15 protein-coding genes are annotated in these 16,621 nt (G+C 44.1%); 9 read left to right on the plus strand and 6 right to left on the minus strand.

Annotation, left to right across the window (positions count from 1 at the left end):
* Nucleotides 1-187: 187 nt before the first annotated feature.
* Nucleotides 188-1,972: a DUF885 domain-containing protein gene (locus ABIC84_RS08465; protein ID WP_426581224.1), complete on the minus strand. Its 1,785-nt coding sequence runs from the start codon at nucleotides 1,970-1,972 to the stop codon at nucleotides 188-190.
* A 14-nt stretch (nucleotides 1,973-1,986) separates the two neighbouring features.
* On the opposite strand from ABIC84_RS08465, the gene ABIC84_RS08470 reads away from it, so the two are divergent.
* Nucleotides 1,987-2,118 carry a hypothetical protein gene (locus ABIC84_RS08470; RefSeq protein WP_426581226.1) on the plus strand — a complete coding sequence of 44 codons (132 nt, stop codon included), beginning with the start codon at nucleotides 1,987-1,989 and terminating at the stop codon, nucleotides 2,116-2,118.
* 82 nt (nucleotides 2,119-2,200) lie between these two features.
* Here the strand turns inward: ABIC84_RS08470 and ABIC84_RS08475 are convergent, their stop codons facing one another.
* Nucleotides 2,201-3,682, minus strand: a complete 1,482-nt coding sequence (locus ABIC84_RS08475) for an OmpP1/FadL family transporter (protein ID WP_429263305.1) — start codon at nucleotides 3,680-3,682, stop codon at nucleotides 2,201-2,203.
* Nucleotides 3,683-3,715: 33 nt separating this feature from the next.
* The gene (locus tag ABIC84_RS08480) at nucleotides 3,716-4,648 is read right to left on the minus strand and encodes a hypothetical protein (RefSeq protein WP_429263306.1); all 933 of its coding nucleotides are present in this window, start codon (nucleotides 4,646-4,648) and stop codon (nucleotides 3,716-3,718) included.
* Nucleotides 4,649-4,748: 100 nt separating this feature from the next.
* Between ABIC84_RS08480 and proS the strand changes: the two genes are divergently transcribed.
* From proS to ABIC84_RS08500, 4 genes are all read left to right on the plus strand, one after another.
* Nucleotides 4,749-6,221 (plus strand): proline--tRNA ligase, encoded by a 1,473-nt coding sequence (gene proS / locus ABIC84_RS08485; protein WP_426581232.1) that lies wholly within the window; start codon nucleotides 4,749-4,751, stop codon nucleotides 6,219-6,221.
* Between the two features lie 130 nt (nucleotides 6,222-6,351).
* Nucleotides 6,352-6,723, plus strand: a complete 372-nt coding sequence (locus tag ABIC84_RS08490) for a four helix bundle protein (protein ID WP_426581234.1) — start codon at nucleotides 6,352-6,354, stop codon at nucleotides 6,721-6,723.
* Between the two features lie 78 nt (nucleotides 6,724-6,801).
* Nucleotides 6,802-7,941: a cystathionine gamma-synthase gene (locus ABIC84_RS08495; protein ID WP_429263307.1), complete on the plus strand. Its 1,140-nt coding sequence runs from the start codon at nucleotides 6,802-6,804 to the stop codon at nucleotides 7,939-7,941.
* A 117-nt stretch (nucleotides 7,942-8,058) separates the two neighbouring features.
* Nucleotides 8,059-8,853, plus strand: a complete 795-nt coding sequence (locus ABIC84_RS08500) for a TIGR02757 family protein (RefSeq protein ID WP_429263308.1) — start codon at nucleotides 8,059-8,061, stop codon at nucleotides 8,851-8,853.
* Nucleotides 8,854-8,866: 13 nt separating this feature from the next.
* On the opposite strand, the gene ABIC84_RS08505 is transcribed toward ABIC84_RS08500, so the two are convergent.
* Together ABIC84_RS08505 and ABIC84_RS08510 are read right to left on the minus strand one after the other, a co-directional pair.
* Nucleotides 8,867-9,160: a hypothetical protein gene (locus ABIC84_RS08505; RefSeq protein ID WP_429263309.1), complete on the minus strand. Its 294-nt coding sequence runs from the start codon at nucleotides 9,158-9,160 to the stop codon at nucleotides 8,867-8,869.
* 81 nt (nucleotides 9,161-9,241) lie between these two features.
* Nucleotides 9,242-10,300, minus strand: a complete 1,059-nt coding sequence (locus tag ABIC84_RS08510) for a nucleoid-associated protein (RefSeq protein ID WP_429263310.1) — start codon at nucleotides 10,298-10,300, stop codon at nucleotides 9,242-9,244.
* A 203-nt stretch (nucleotides 10,301-10,503) separates the two neighbouring features.
* Here ABIC84_RS08510 and mnmE point away from each other — a divergent pair, with 203 nt between their 5' ends.
* Entirely contained in the window at nucleotides 10,504-11,964 is a 1,461-nt protein-coding gene (gene mnmE, locus ABIC84_RS08515) for a tRNA uridine-5-carboxymethylaminomethyl(34) synthesis GTPase MnmE (RefSeq protein WP_429263311.1), read from the plus strand.
* A gap of 105 nt (nucleotides 11,965-12,069) precedes the next feature.
* Here the strand turns inward: mnmE and ABIC84_RS08520 are convergent, their stop codons facing one another.
* The gene (locus tag ABIC84_RS08520) at nucleotides 12,070-13,989 is read right to left on the minus strand and encodes a LuxR family transcriptional regulator (protein WP_429263312.1); all 1,920 of its coding nucleotides are present in this window, start codon (nucleotides 13,987-13,989) and stop codon (nucleotides 12,070-12,072) included.
* A 228-nt stretch (nucleotides 13,990-14,217) separates the two neighbouring features.
* On the opposite strand from ABIC84_RS08520, the gene ABIC84_RS08525 reads away from it, so the two are divergent.
* The 3 genes from ABIC84_RS08525 to ABIC84_RS08535 all read left to right on the plus strand — a co-directional run bounded on the left by ABIC84_RS08525 (nucleotide 14,218) and on the right by ABIC84_RS08535 (nucleotide 16,618).
* On the plus strand, nucleotides 14,218-14,550 hold the full coding sequence (locus ABIC84_RS08525; protein WP_429263313.1) for a DUF4870 domain-containing protein: 333 nt from the start codon (nucleotides 14,218-14,220) through the stop codon (nucleotides 14,548-14,550).
* Nucleotides 14,551-14,687: 137 nt separating this feature from the next.
* Nucleotides 14,688-15,179 (plus strand): hypothetical protein, encoded by a 492-nt coding sequence (locus ABIC84_RS08530; RefSeq protein ID WP_429263314.1) that lies wholly within the window; start codon nucleotides 14,688-14,690, stop codon nucleotides 15,177-15,179.
* 2 nt (nucleotides 15,180-15,181) lie between these two features.
* Nucleotides 15,182-16,618, plus strand: a complete 1,437-nt coding sequence (locus tag ABIC84_RS08535) for an ankyrin repeat domain-containing protein (RefSeq protein ID WP_429263315.1) — start codon at nucleotides 15,182-15,184, stop codon at nucleotides 16,616-16,618.
* Nucleotides 16,619-16,621 lie beyond the last annotated feature (3 nt).

A 16,621-nucleotide genomic window follows, 5' to 3' on the forward strand; every position in this document is an offset into this window, starting at 1 on the left:
GTATACATATCGATACCGTCATCGCGCCCTTGTGTTCTTTTGTTATTAGGGGACTGGGCCTGCAAATCGCGCAGAATCACGGGTTGCATTATTTTTCCCGCTTCGCTTGCTCTATCGCGACATCGTAAATAACTAATAAAGCGGGATAATTTTAAAACATCCCGCTTTTTGCGTTTTATAGAAAATCTTACAACGCCTTCTCTTTCGGCACAAAATCATTCATCACCGCCTCGCGGATCAATGCCGGCGGCAGGATCCCTTGCGACAAGATGAAATCATGGAAATGCAAAGCGTTGAATTTGTTGCCTAATGCAACCTCGGTATCTTTGCGCAAGGCAATCATTTTGGTAAAGCCATAAAAATAGCTGTTGGCCTGGCCGGGAGCGTTAATAGTATAACGCTCAACTTCCTGGCGGGCAAACGCACGCGATTGTACTACATCGTTCATCAATACATCAAGCGCCTGTTGCTGGGTTATCTTGCCAGCCTGCAATTCAGGATCAAGGAAGGCGCGGGCGGCCCTGAGCAGGCGATAATCTAACGATACCAACTGTCCTTCTAAAGGCATGTAAGGGCGGGTAATATATTCGGAATATAAGCCCCAGCCTTCCACATTAGTTGAGTTAAAAGCGTACAGGGCGCGTGCCTGTGATACCCCTTCTTCTACCATTTTATCAAACTGTAATTCGTGGCCCGGCCTTGCTTCGTGGGCAATGATGGTCCACGAGGCGGCATCAAAAGTAAAGTCATCGTACTTGTCTGTAGCTTTTTCGCCGGGTGATGCGGGCATGTTTAATGGCAGTACAAATACGCCACGCTGGCCGGTATTGTTCAGAAATGGTGGTGGCACCATGTGGGGGGCCGGGCTCTGCGCAGTTTCGGCGGCCGTAGCTAAACGGATAATAGCCGGGCGGTTTGGCAGCGTTACCAGTTGATGATCGCGAATGATGCCTTCAATATCTTTTAAATGCTGCTCGTACAGTGGAATAATAGAATCACCATGAATCTGCTCTTTTTTTAGTTCGCGGACCACAGCACGATAATCACTTGATGGCAGGTTCCTTTTTTTTGCTATCTGCTCGGCAATAGGTTGCATTTCATCCTGCAGTTGTTTAAACAGCGTATGGGCCATCTCTGCTACCTTTGCAGGTGGAATATCTATACCATAAGCTTCGAGGTTCATAGCATACTCTTCGGGTGGGAGCCTGAAATCTGTACGGGCTTTTACCAGTACATTTGCTTTTACCCATTTGTCATAATCTTCCAGCTGTTTTTTCAGGGTGGCATAAGGTTGTTCCCATCCGGTCACCTTGTATTTGGTACAAAGCTCGGCGATGCCGCTTACGATACTCGCATTGCGCGACAGATCGGTTTCCATGCGTTGCTTTGACGGATAGATCATGTTTTTGCCGTCCATCTGGTGCTGCAGACGTTCCCTGTAAATGGTTGTCAATGGTTTATAACCTTTTTCCAGTCCTGCATATTTACGGATACGCATTACCGCTGCCTGGCGACGGGCTTCGGGGGTTTGATCGTCAAGCAGTGTTTCCAGTCCGCTGTAAATGGTTGAGGACGCATTTAAAAAAGGGACCTGGCGGCTCAACTCAAAGTCCTGCTGGCGAAAACCCAGTTTGAGGTGGGTTATAATGATATTGATATCCTGTTGAATAAAAGTATTTTTTTCAGTCTTAAGGGCTTCGGTAAGTTTAGCGACAACGGTCTCTTCATCCTTGCGTTCGGCCATGATGTTTTGGAGGGTTGGTATAGCGATGTCGCTGTCATATTCTGCAAGACCTTGCGATGATCCGTATTCGGGCGAATATTTTTTATCCAGATCGATGATGATTTTGGTATACTCATTTGATTTGGCTACCCATGCTTTTGTTTCGGCTGATTGCTGCGCCCGGGCATTAATGCCGATACCAGTCAATAGCACTAACAAACCGGTGCTTTTAAGTAGATTTTTGTTCATGGTCAATTTAAATTATGAATGGCAAGTTACTTAATTTGACCGTTGATATTTTGATTACGTTGATTTCGCTGATAATAGCACATTTTAACTTTTTCGGCATTGTTGGCGACGACATCAACAACGGCACAACGATAGACGTTAAATGAAACAGCCTGTCTTTTCGTAGCGAAAAGACAGGCTGTGGAACAGATCAACGCAATAAGCGTAATCTATTAAAAAAATCAACGGTTAAAAGCGGTACCCTAAAGTAAGGAATCCATTGTTGTTAGTTTTTTTCAAATCGGCAAAAGGACTGGTCGCACCTACTTCATAAGGGAAAATGGTTTGTTTGCCGGTTACCCTGGCGTAGGTAGCGTCAACAAAATAAGCACCAAAATGAAAGCCTATGCCGCCGCTAACTGTTTTAATATTGCTGCCCAGGTCTTTCATTGGGTTACCTTGCTGGCTGTAACCGCCGCGCAGATAAACGAGGCTGTTCACGTTTACTTCGGCGCCCACATGAAGGTTCACTGTTGAGCGGTAAAGTGATTTGATATCACTGTTGTCACCATCGGCAGTATAACTGTCGTTACTGCTTAAATGAGTAGTGGTATAATCGATATATTCAACATCGCCGCTTATGAAACCATATTTGCCTATGAAAACAGACGCGCCACCTGCTAATTTTAACGGCGTACGCAGATTGTAGCTTAGCTGATATGGTTCGGATTCGTTTTGATGACTCTTGCCACCTGTGTATTGCGTGGCAAGCCCTTCGGAATATGAATCATCAATATTATAAAACGTTGGTGAGGTAAATGTAAAACCTAAACGTAAGGCCTGTATAGGTTTATAAATAATACCCAATTTGGCGTTGAAGCCCGAGCCTTTGGTACTTTGGTCTTGCGCAAAAGTGGATGAAAAGTCGGTAGGGTTGCCGCCATTGGTTATAATGGCGTTGCCATTTTCGGTAAACCTGGCGTGCGAATTATACCTGATATCGGTAATAGCCAGTCCCAAACCTAAGTAAAGCTTATTGCTGTAATTGGCACCGAACGAAAGGTTAAACTCCGACTGGCCGCCGGTACGGGTAATCCCCGCCAACTGCCTTACCGGAACATTCACCGTGCTTGAATACGAATTTGGGTCAGTTGCCGGGCCAAAATTATCGATCAGGACATGATCATATGCCCAGCCATCGAGCCCATTGGGGTTGACGCTGCCATATTGAGATACTTCGCGCTTGGCAATACCGGCATAGTAATCAGAAATAGAACTGGTTTGGTTTGTACCGCCGTAAGCAACGTTTTCATAAAAGTTATTGGTACGGCTGTAGCCCACGCCATAGTTAATACTTAACCAGCCTTTGCTTTTGTCGCGCCCACGGGTGGTTAGCTGCTGATAAAATACAATGGCAGCGTTGCTCATGTTCACATCGTTACGGTTGGCGCTTCCTGCCTGTCCAAAAAAGGTGGAGTTTATTTTAGAGTTATCATACTCAGGGGTAATACTAACCTCCGAGTGTGTAAAAAAGCCTAAGCCGGCGGGGTTGCCGCTAACTGAGCTCAAATCGCCGCCTACGGCGGTGCCGGCGTTGCCAATAGCTTTGATACGTGAGGTTGACCCGGTTTGAAAGGTTGAAAACCTGATGGCATCCTGTGAGTATTGCGCAAAACTATCTTTAGTAATTGCTACTATAGCAATTATGCTTAGTAAATACTTGATTTTCATAAAATTCAGGTAAATAAAATATAAGATTTAGGTTTATGGTCTTGATGGTCTGCCGCCACCGCCGCCACTGCTGCTGCCTGTGCTGCGTGAACTGCCGCCGCTTGAGCTTGGTGATGGTGTATATGATGGTTGCTGTGATGTACGTTCAACCTGTGGCTGTCTGTAAACCGGCTGTGCATCACGGGTAGGCGCCGCGTCCGTACGGGCCGGGCGTGCATAGCGGGTGCCATTGTTATTATTATAACTGTTATTTCCGCTATTGCTGCTGCCGTTACTGTAAGTGTTCGTTCTGCTGCCCAATGGTCTGTTACGACCTCCGGGAATGTAGCCTATACCGGAAGTGGCACTGCTGACAGGGCGACGCCCGCTGCCTGCAAAAGGATTGCCATTACCACGATAAGGACGTGCTGTACCTGACGAAGCATAGCCTCCACCATAGTAACCGCCATATCCACCGTATCCGTAACCACCACCGTAATAACCGCCGTATCCGTAGCCGCCATATCCCCAGCCACCATATCCGTAGCCTAATCCCCAACCGCCATATCCCCAGCCAAGACCGTATGCATATCCTGGTCCCCAGCCGCCGTAGCCTCCATAACCGAGGCCACCATAATAGCCGCCTAAGCCACCATAACCAAGGCCGTAGTTGTAATAAGGATAGCGATTATATGCTGAATAAAAGTCATCGTAATAACCAAATGGGGAAAAATAACTGAAACGGTTTATACGTGCCGAATAATCATCGTAGTAAAAGTAATCATCGTCGTCATCGCTATATCCATCCTCTGCAACCGGGGTTTGGTTGTAAGCCGGCTGTTGTGCATAAACAGGTTCATCGCCCGCTCGTGCATCAGAAAAATAAACGTTGTCATTACTTTGGTTTGATGCAAGCTTGGTTGTAGAGCAGGAACTCAGCGCCATGGCACCGATAATAAACATTCCTATCACGATGTTCCGTTTCATATGCAGGTAAGTAAAAAGTGCAAGGTCAAATAAGTTTTAAATTTATAAATTTGGCAGCAATATACAACAATTACAGAAGTCCAAATTCTATCCAATCAATATGAGCAAAGGTGTTATTAGTAAAGACGAAGATTATTCGCAATGGTTTAACGACTTAGTAATTAAATCTGACATGGCCGAGTATTCGCCGGTTAGAGGCTGTATGATCATTAAACCCTACGGCTATTCGATATGGGAAAAGATCCAGGCGGTGCTTGACGAGATGTTTAAAGATACAGGTCACAGTAATGCTTATTTCCCGCTTTTAATACCCAAGTCATTCTTTAGTAAGGAGGCCAGCCATGTTGACGGTTTTGCCAAGGAATGTGCTGTTGTAACCCATTACCGCCTCAAAAATGATGGAGAAGGAAATATAATTGTGGATGAGGAAGCCAAGCTTGAAGAAGAGCTCATCATCCGCCCAACATCAGAGACGATTATCTGGAACACTTACAAGGGCTGGATCCAATCATACCGCGACCTGCCTATCTTGGTTAACCAATGGGCTAACGTTATGCGCTGGGAAATGCGTACGCGTTTGTTTTTGCGTACCAGTGAATTTTTATGGCAGGAAGGCCACACAGCCCACGCAACAGCTGATGAGGCCGTAGCCGAAACCGAGCAAATGCTGAATGTATATGCCGATTTTGCCGAAAACTGGATGGCTTTGCCGGTGGTGAAAGGTCGTAAAACAGCTAACGAGCGTTTTGCAGGAGCTTTGGATACCTATTGTATTGAGGCGCTAATGCAGGATGGTAAAGCCCTGCAAGCCGGCACATCACACTTTTTGGGACAAAACTTTGCAAAAGCTTTTGACGTAAAGTTCACCAACAAAGAAAATAAAATTGAGCATGTTTGGGCCACTTCATGGGGTGTTTCAACCCGTTTGATTGGAGCGCTTATTATGGCCCATAGCGATGACGCGGGGTTAGTATTGCCTCCAAAGCTGGCACCTATTCAGGTAGTAGTTGTTCCGATTTACAAGCACCAGGAAGAGCTTGATAACATCAGCGCTTATGTTAACTCGCTAAAAAAGGAACTTAAGGCTAAAGGTATTTCGGTTAAGTTTGATAACCGCGATACCCACCGCCCGGGAGCTAAATTTGCTGAATACGAACTGAAAGGTGTTCCATTACGCGTAGCCATAGGCAGCCGTGATATGCAGAACGGAACAGTTGAACTGGCCCGCCGTGATACCAAAACAAAAGAAACCGTTAACCAGGAAGGTCTTGCTCAGGTTATAGAAAACCTGCTTGAAGAGATTCAACAAAATATCTATAAAAAAGCATTTGATTTCCGTGCCGAAAACACAACCGAGGTTGATACCTGGGACGAATTTAAACGCATGCTCGATGAAGAGCCAGGTTTTATCAGTGCACACTGGGACGGTACATCCGAAACCGAACAAAAAATAAAAGAGGAAACTAAAGCGACAATCCGTTGCATACCTTTGGATAATAAACAGGAAGAAGGTAAATGTATTTTGACAGGTAAGCCATCGACGCAGCGGGTGTTATTTGCGAGGGCGTATTAAATGTTAGTGAGTGGTTGAATGGGTTGATTAAGTGAGTGGTTGGTATTTCAATCTTCTTGTTGAGGATTAGAATTTCTTCATAACTTTATCAATCGGATAACCTAAACAACTATTCACTAACTGAATAATAATGGCTTCATTTACAGATCTTGAAACATGGAAACAAGCACGGAAAATTAGAAATATCATTTCTGGATTTGTAAAAAGCTTTCCTGTTGAAGAAAGGTATAGACTTACAGATCAAATTGTCCGTTCTTCTCGTTCTATAGGCAATAATTTAGCTGAGGGACACGGCAGGTTTCATTATCAGGATAATATTCGCTTTTGTATAATGGCCAGAGGATCCTTAACAGAAACACTCGATCATTTGATAATCGCATTAGATGAAGAGATTATAACAAACGAGACACTGCAAGCGTTTCAGGTAGAATACGATAGTTGCCTGAGATTAATAAATGGTTACATTCAGTATTTAAAGACAAAAAAAGGAACAGTTGATTAAGTGGATGGTTGATTGAGTGAGTTGTTAATTCCGAAAGCAAACCACTCACTCAATCAACCATTCAACCACTCACCACTCATGAAATTCGCAACTAAAGCAATACACGCAGGGCAGGAGCCCGATCCAACTACCGGCGCTATTATGACGCCGATATATCAAACATCAACCTACTGGCAAAAATCGCCGGGGGATAACAAAGGTTATGAGTACTCTCGTGGTACTAACCCTACCCGAAAAGCACTGGAAGATTGTTTAGCTGCTTTGGAAAACGCAAAGTTTGGCCTGGCGTTTTCGAGCGGTATGGGTGCTACTGATGCGGTGATGAAACTGCTTGCGCCCGGCGATGAGGTTATTACCGGTAATGACCTTTACGGAGGTTCGTACCGGATATTCACTAAGATCTTTGCCAATTACGGTATCAAGTTCCATTTTTTGGATCTGTCTGATCCGGAGCTTGTTCGTGCCCATGTAAATGATAAAACTAAGCTGGTTTGGATTGAAACACCTACCAACCCAACCATGCGGATTGTGGATATAGAAGCCATCGGTAAGATCACGAAAGAGAAGAATTTACTTTTTGTGGTTGATAATACTTTCGCATCGCCATACCTGCAAAACCCGATAGATATGGGTGCTGATATTGTGATGCACTCAGTTACTAAATATATTGGCGGTCACAGCGACGTGGTGATGGGTGCACTGATGCTGAACCATGAAGAACTTTATAAAAAGCTTTGGTTTATTTACAATGCCTGTGGTGCTACCCCTGGACCAATGGACAGCTTCCTGGTGCTGCGTGGCATCAAAACCCTGCACCTGCGCATGAAAGCTCATTGCGAAAACGGACGTCAGATAGCCGAGTTTTTGAAAGATCATCCAAAAGTTGAAAAAATTTACTGGCCGGGTTTTACAGATCATCCAAACCATGCCATAGCCAAAAAGCAAATGCGCGATTTTGGAGGCATGATCAGCATCGTATTGAAAGACGCCGATCTGAAGGAGACTTTCCGCATCGCGTCGTCATTTAAAGTATTTTCATTGGCCGAGTCATTAGGCGGAGTTGAATCATTGATCAATCACCCGGTAAGCATGACCCACGGATCGATCCCCAAAGCCGAGCGCGAAAAAGCAGGTGTAGTTGATAATTTGCTGCGTTTGAGTGTTGGAGTGGAAGATATTGAAGATTTGTTAGAGGATATTAAACAGGCCTTGAGTTAAGTTTTATATTAAAAAATACGCGTCATTGCGAGGTACGAAGCAATCCCCGACAGGCAGAGCCGCTCTGTATAGTTTGGGATTGCTTCGTACCTCGCAATGACGTTTTTGTAAATACCCATGACAGAAAACCTCAAAGCTTTCCTCGACGCGAAAGTTGCCCAATATAACCGCCCCGAATTTATTGAGAATGATCCGGTGACTATCCCGCACATGTTTAGCCAAAAGCAGGATATCGAGATCATGGGTTTCTGGGCTGCCACACTGGCCTGGGGACAACGGGTTACCATTATCAAAAAATGCAAAGAACTTATTACGTTGATGGATGGCGCGCCTTATGATTTCATCATCAATCATGAAGAGCCTGATCTGAAAAAGCTATTAAAGTTCAAGCACCGCACTTTTAATGATGTGGATACTTTATATTTCATCGCTTTTTTTCGGCAGCATTATGAACGGTTTGAATCGTTGGAGGATGCGTTTATGCCCCCCGGCCCCCTGAAGGGGGAGCAAAAAGTGCAGGAGGTTGAACAATATCTTAATCACTTTCGGTCGTACTTCTTTTCTTTGCCCGATTTTCCGCATCGTACTAAAAAGCATGTATCATCACCATCGCAAAAATCCACCTGCAAAAGGCTGAATATGTTTTTACGCTGGATGGTGCGGAAGGACAATAACGGCGTTGATTTTGGCATCTGGAACCGCATCAAACAAGCCGACTTGATCTGCCCGCTTGATTTGCATGTTGACAGGGTATCACGCAAACTCAATCTTATCGCCCGAAAACAAACCGACTGGCAAACCGCTGTTGAACTGACCGAAAGGCTCCGCGAGTTAGATCCTAACGATCCGGTTAAATATGATTTTGCCTTGTTTGGTTTGGGGATTGAAGAACGCTGGGGTGTGCAGTTTTAAAATATAGCGGCATTTATTTGCTCAAAACTACAATGCCTGGTTTAGGCGCATCAACAAGCTCTGTGCGGACCAATGTTCCGTTATTGAAATAATAATAATGGTACGATAATGGTTTTGATTGTGCATCCGCTGAAGCTATTCGCCTGTAAACAGCATGCTGTGAGGTTTCTTCAACTAACTCCAGGTTGTACTTTTCGGAGTTCTTAAATTCACTTTCACTCATCCCTATGGTATAGTGTTTTACGCTACAACCAGAAAGCGCCAGTAAAATGAACAGACTAAGGACTAAATTTTTTAAGGCAGACATGTGATTAAGTTTATTTTTCGTAATGTAGGTATGACTATCCCGAAAAACAAAGGTTTATTCCCTATCCGTTGTTTTTTGCGATTACGCCTCTTCCTTAAAATAAACTTTGTAATAATTCATCGCCCGGCCATCGTCAAAGCCTTTCTCAATCAGTTCCTTATCGCCGTGAATATAGATGTGGAAGTTTTTATCAAGCTTAAGCACACTTTTGTAAACCCGGGCCTGTTTCTTTACCGCATTTTCTGAAATAATGAAGTTATCAGCTATCGGGCTGTCAAATTCCTGCTCGTACTGGTTTTTAAAACTTTTGAACGATTCAATGGCTTGTTCATTACCAATAACTTCGTTCGAAAACTCTTCCATATCAAAAGTTTCCTTCTCCTTAAAATATTTCATGGAGCGATTTAGCAGGTCGATCTTGTCGGCTTTGCTCATCTCAAATTCTTCATCGATTTTTTCGGTGATGAAGTTTTTGTAAATGCCTAACGTATTGTTGGTTTGGTTGAAACTGTCATTGCGGATCTTCAACTGCAAAAAATCGTCCTTCCAGAAACGGGCGGCTTCCTGCCCGCCGTTGGTTTTATCGACAACAACTACCTTGTAGCCGTTCTCTTTTTCGATGTTGAAGATGAGTACACCCTTATCCAGTTTATTAATGTTGATAGCGTCCTGCTCATAATCAACCTGGAAACCGCCTTTATCCGGATAAACTTTAAGGTAAGTTTCCTTGTTTTCTGACTTGAAGATACCGATAGCATCCAGTGGGTTACCTTCAATTTGTACTTTGTTGAAGTAAACCACATAGAGTTCGCCGCCTTTGATATTGGGATGATTGGTAACCTTATATAAATGCTTCGCTATTTTCTCGGACGCCTCATGAAATTTGGTGTTGTCACCAAATACCTGTGTGGCAAAGTGGTGCAGTTCGTTTAGTTCCAGGTCGCCACTGCTGTGCATCAGGTGATAAACCTCGTTAGCCTTTTCAAAAGGTTTCAGAAAATATTGCATAAGCAGGTTGGGAATAATCTCATCCTTTAATTCCAATGGCTGTTCGGAAAGTGCATACATCTCTTCCTGCGATTGATTACCAACATGATGTACCGAAATAGTTTCGAGAGAAGCTTCAAAAAAAGTTACCATAATTGCCTGCGAAGGTAAAGATTTTAGTTAATGGTTCATGGATCATAGTTCATGGTGTGCCTGCGTTTTTCATGTTCAAGTCATATGGAGATGGATTAGGAGGAGTAGGTGAGAAAAATCACCACGAAATAACGACCTTTGCACTTTGGTAAATTAGGCGGGCTTAGGCTATGATCTATGAACCATTAACTATCAACTAAAAAATGACAGATAATACCGATACCATAGTTGCCCTTGCCACACCAAACGGTGTGGGCGCCATTGCTGTGATTCGCCTTTCGGGCCCTGATGCCATAAACATAGCCAACAGTGTTTTTAAAGGCAAAGACCTGGGCAAACAGGCATCGCATACTATCCATTTCGGCAGTATTACCGATGGCGATTTGATTTTGGACGAGGTGCTGGTATCATTGTTTGTTGGTCCGCGGTCATACACCCGCGAAAATGTAGTTGAGATTTCATGCCATGCTTCGGGTTATATTATTGAAAGTATCATTAAGCTGTTCATCAAAAAAGGTGCACGGTCGGCCAAACCCGGCGAATTTACCTTAAGGGCATTCCTCAATGGTCAGCTCGACCTGAGCCAGGCCGAGGCTGTTGCCGACCTGATCGCCTCCAACTCCAAAGCATCACAACAGGTGGCGCTGCAGCAGCTTCGTGGAGGTTTCAGTACCCAATTACAGGCCCTACGCGAGCAATTGGTGAATTTTGCATCGCTCATTGAACTGGAGCTTGATTTTGCCGAAGAGGATGTAGAATTTGCCAACCGTGATCAGCTGAAACAGTTGATCCACGAAATTACCAAAATTGTTGGCCGGTTAATTAATTCATTTGAGTTGGGTAATGCCATTAAAAATGGTGTAAACACGGTAATAGCAGGCAGGCCAAATGCGGGCAAATCAACCCTGCTGAATGCTCTGCTTAATGAAGAGCGTGCCATAGTGAGCCACATCCCCGGAACCACAAGAGACACGATTGAGGAGGTGTTGAATATCCAGGGCATTAATTTCAGGCTGATTGATACCGCCGGGATCCGGGAAGCTACCGACGCCATTGAACAGATAGGCGTACAGCGCACCATGGAAAAGATCAGCCAATCGGCCTTGTTGGTTTATGTTTTTGATGCTGCGGAGATTACTATCGAACAACTGAATAGTGATATAGCCAGCTTGCAAAAACCCGGGGTTACGATGTTAGTGGTAGCCAATAAAGCAGATCTGCTGAATAAGCCGGGCAGCCAGAAAGTCGGGAAGCCCGGAAAAAACTTTGCGGATTTATTTGCTAATCACGATTTTGATGAGCAGGATCTATCCACTTCTGCTACCTCCCTCCTACAGGCTTTGGGACTTCCGGACATTATTTTTATCTCCGCCAAAGAAAAACATCATATTGACGAACTGAAACACAAGATCTACTCGTCTGCCGTAAAAGACCAGCTCAGCGGTGACGAAACCCTGGTTACTAATATCCGCCACCTCGAAGCCTTACAAAAAACTGAAGAGGCGCTTGTAAGGGTATTGGGCGGTATTGATGGCAGCATAACTTCCGATTTTTTGTCGATGGATATTAAACAGGCGCTTCACTACCTCGGTGAGATCACCGGTGTTGTTACCACAGATGATTTGCTGGAGAATATATTTAGCAAGTTTTGTATCGGAAAGTAATTACGCAAATTGACAAATGTTTACTATTTAAACATTTAATTCATAAATAAGGTATTATTTCTCTTTGCTAATATTGAGGGCGTTCATTTGCTCTTGTACCTTACGCTAACCAACCCTGCCAATAAATTGGTCAAGATCGTCGTCTTTAGCTAATTTAAGTTTTTGTTTAAGCCTGTACCTGGCCATGCGGATACTTTTTGGCTCAACGCCAAGGCGGTTAGCTATTTCCTTGGTATCGAGCCCCATTAAAATATATGAGCAATATTTTAGGTCGAGGCGGGTAAGGCTGTTTTCTGCCTGTTGTTGCAGAGCATTGAAAAAACCGGGACGGCTTTGGCTTATGACCTGTTGTTCATCAATACTTTTATCCATCCGCAGGTTTTGGTTAATGATGCGGCCCATCTGCCTGGCTACAGCCGGTGAATCAGCTTTGCGCGATTTTTCTTTTAGCAACTCGAGAATAGCGTTTTTCTCTTCAATCTTCAATGAACCGGCTAGTAACTCTTTTTCCAGCCATTCAGTACGGTCCTGTAACAACTCCTGTTGGGCTTTTGCATGGGCATGTTCTTTTTCGCGCAGGGAAATCTGCAGTTCGGCTTCCTGTTTCTCGAGCATTAAGCGCTGGGCTTCGGCTTTTTGTAATTGTGCCAAAAGCTTTATCTCTTCTTTCTCCTGCTCGGTAAGCTGTTTTTGCTGCTGCGATGCTTTTAGTTTGTAATGGTAAGAGCTTAACAACAGCGCGAGTAAAATAATACTTGCCGACCCGATAGCTACATAAAGCCAGTTGAGTTGCTTATTAAAATCGGCGCGTTCGCGCAGGCGGGCAATCTCATTTTCTTTAAGTACAGATTGATATTCCTCTTCCAGTTGCTGAACGGTAGCCAGTTTCTGGCTGTCAAATACCTTGCTGTAGTAGTCGATATATTTTTTGTAATAATCGAGCGCTTTGGCCTTGTCGCCGCTTTTTTCGGCTACGTTTGCAAGTCCTAACATTAACCGCGACCGTGTGATAGCGACGCCGGGGGCAGAATCCTTTAATTCGGAGATGCCGGTGAGCAGGTATTGCTCTGCCTTTTCGGGCGACTCGTCGCGCAGCGCATATTCGCTCAATATGCCGTAGCAATTGGCAATTATTTCTTTACCGTTGGTGCGCCTGGCAATATCAAGTGCCATGTTAACATAGCTATAAGCGCTGTCTTTATAAGCGGAAGGATAGTATTTGAAATAACTGTTTGCAATATTAAGGGCAGTTGCCGAAGCATTACTTTGCAAAAGTATTTTTTCTGTATTATGCCGGTAGGTGGCTAACGCTATACGGTAATATACCATCGACGAATCAAGCAGCACACGCCTGGTCCTATTCTTTTCAAATGCGGAGAAAAAACTGTGGCCCAGCGTCATGTGACCTAACAATAAATCATCCGGATATAAGCTTCGCTTACCCGCCGAAAGGCAATCGGACGCGTATTTGCGCTGTTTAAGGGTATCGCTGCCATAAGCGTAAATACTGGCGATGTAATGATTGATGAGCGTTTTATAGCTAAATGCGCGCCGACCGTCGGCGTATTGTATTAGCTGTTCGGCTTTCAGCAAACCTGACATGGCCTTTTCATTATTTCCTTTTACCAGTTCCAGCCAGCCTTTGCGCAGCCAGGCAAAAGAAACCAGCACGTTATTTTTTGATTTTGCAGCAATCTGTACTGCACTGTCGATAAAAAGGGTAGCCCGGTGTTGCTGGTTTTTCTGCATCAGCAAATATCCTATGGTAGCATAACAAAAAGCGGTTGCACCGGCATCGGCGTTCTGTTTTGCCATGATTACAGCCTTGCCTGCGTTCGCTATAGATACATCAATGTTTTTCTCTACGGTAGCCCGTGCAAGTTCGGCCATTACAACCGGTTTTTCGTGGTTATCGGCAGTTTTTAAAACTTGCTGTAAAGAATCAGTTACGAGTGATTGGGCCTGGGCTATCGTTGTGTATGACACTAAAAAAAGGAAGGTTATTGCGGCGACTTTATTCTTCAAAGGCATAAAAGGTATTATTTCTTGCATTAGGTATTACCCGGATAGTAAGCAGATAATTAATTATCTGCATTATAACACAGAAGTTTAAGTAATTGTTGTAGATGATTTGTAGACGCTGCCAATCAAGATTGTAGACGACTTGTAGTCGCCGTTTTTTTGGGTGAGGGTATATGGGCAGCTAATTTTGGTTCACATCATTTATCGTTTAACCTTAAAAAACAAAAAGTTATGACAAACAAAAGCATGTCCATCGTGGCTTACATCACTATTATTGGTTGGATCATATCTTATCTTGAATATAAAAAACGCGTTGATAAAAGTCCTTTGGTTAATTATCACCTTGGGCAGTCGCTCGGCCTCATTATTTTATCAGTGATTCTGGGAGTTGCTCTTGCGGTATTGGCAGCTATTATCCCGGCCCTTTCGGTTGTATCGCTGGTTATCAGCATCCTTACGTTTATATTGCTGCTGCTGGGTATTATAACCGCCAATAATGAGGCTATTAAACCCTTGCCGGTGGTGGGTAAATTGTTCGAAGGCAAATTTGATTTCTCCAAATAATTCTCATCCAAAGGCAAGCAAACGGCAATGTCCTGAAAGCCATTTTTACCTTTTACCTGTCACTATATTTTAATTAACGAACCCGGACCGCCAACAAATGTCGGCTTTCCGGGTTTAAAATCAATTCAATAGGCTGTATGCTGCTACAATCATCGCAGGTGCCTCCGGACGGTGCTGAAGAGCTTTTAATTATTAACCTGATTTACCAGGGCCGTTACGCCGAAGCATATCTGCTTTTAAAAACGGAAACGCCTCAGCGGCCGGCCGGCATGTTTAACCTTGCTTTATGTTTTTACTGGCTGGGCAGTTATCGTGAAACACTGGTATGCCTTGATAAGGCTCAGATGTTACTGGCAATTGATCGGGGCGGCATAAGCCTCAACAGCGATAATTTTTACAAAGCCATCAGGGAAAAGCAAAATCTTATCGATGAATATAAACTGCCTCTTACGTCAAAATATATTGCTTTGTTTGGTGAGTTGGCGAAGGATAATATAACGCGGCTTAAAACAGATTGCTGGCTGCAGCTTGAAGTATATCAAAAGGTTATTGAGATTGCTACCCCCATTGCGCACAAAAATTATAAAAACATTGACGATGCGTTGCAGATAGCCAAAGAACGAATTTAAATATGACAAACGAATTTAACCAGATCAGGGATGCCTATCATCGCAACATGTTTAATCCGGCGCCCAATGCAATTGATGTGATGGGCATGTATCAGAATTTAACTGATATTCATATGGTAAATGAGCAGGAAGAAAACCTGTTCCACCTTGCAGCCCGTTTTACCGATCCCGAAGCCATCCGGTTTTTAGCAGGTGCGGGGTTGAAACCCACGGCCGACAAATACGGCAACACGGCTTTGCACGCACTCACTGGCACCAGGTTTGATTTGCAGGGTACTTCACATGAAAATAAGGCGAAGAAAATATTTGATACCGCCACTGCGCTGCTGGAGCTCGGTATCAACCCTAAAAAGAAAAACGATTCGGGCAAGTTAGCCTATTTTGAGGCCGGCCAGTTGTATATGTACCCTTTTATCGAAGCTATAGGCATTGCCGGCGTAAAGATGGATGCAACTGAATCGGAAGGAAAAAATCTTTTACATGTTATCTGTGATAAACTCGTCCACCGCAAAACCATACCCGGAGCCATAGATGCAGCAACGAAAACTGTAAAGATATTAATGGAAAAAAGCGGTATTGATACAGAGGATAAAGATATATTTGATACAACGCCCCTTACTTACGCGCAGCGCAGCGGGGTAAAGGAAATAGCTGCACTATTATCGGGCGATGAAACCGACATAGCTACCGGGGGGATGAGCATTCATGAGGCCGTATTAAACCGTGATGTCGCGGCCGTAGAAGCGCTTATCAAAGCCGGTGCAGACCTGGATGATTTTTCTGATCAGTACAAACGCACGCCTTTAATGCTGGCCTGCGAGTATCCCTCAGAACCAATGGTCCGTTTACTGGCCGAAGGTGGCGGAGATGTGAATTTCAGGACAGGTAATGGTGATACCGTTGTTTTTATACTGCTTACAAAGGCCGTGAGTAATTTTGGAAGGGGCATGAGCCGCGACCTGAAAGATATTGTGAAAATGCTGCGTATATTGATCAAGCACGGACTTGATCTTGACGCAGCGGTGAATAACGATGGAGACACTGCTTTAAACATAGTATGCCAGGCCGGTTACCTGGCCGATTTAAATATTATACTGGCAGAAGAATTGGTTGAAGCCGGCTGCGATATTAATAAACCTAACGTTTGGGGCAAAACACCGCTGATGAATTTTGCACAAAAAGGAAATGAAATTAAATACAATATTGCCGAACTGCTGCTTGACAATAACGCCGATACCACCTACGCCGATAAAACCGGTAACACCGCATTGATGTACGCTGCTGCAAATGGTGATAAAATGTCGGGCAAAAAGATAGTTTCGTTGTTGTTGGATAAAGACAGATCGACGGTTGAAAATGTAAATAATGCCGGTCAAACAGCGGTTGATGTAGCAGTTCAGAATAATAACGAAGCTGTTGTTAAACTGATGCTTGCATAGCCT

The sequence above is a fragment of the Mucilaginibacter sp. 3215 genome, from assembly GCF_050433785.1.
Lineage (GTDB): Bacteria > Bacteroidota > Bacteroidia > Sphingobacteriales > Sphingobacteriaceae > Mucilaginibacter.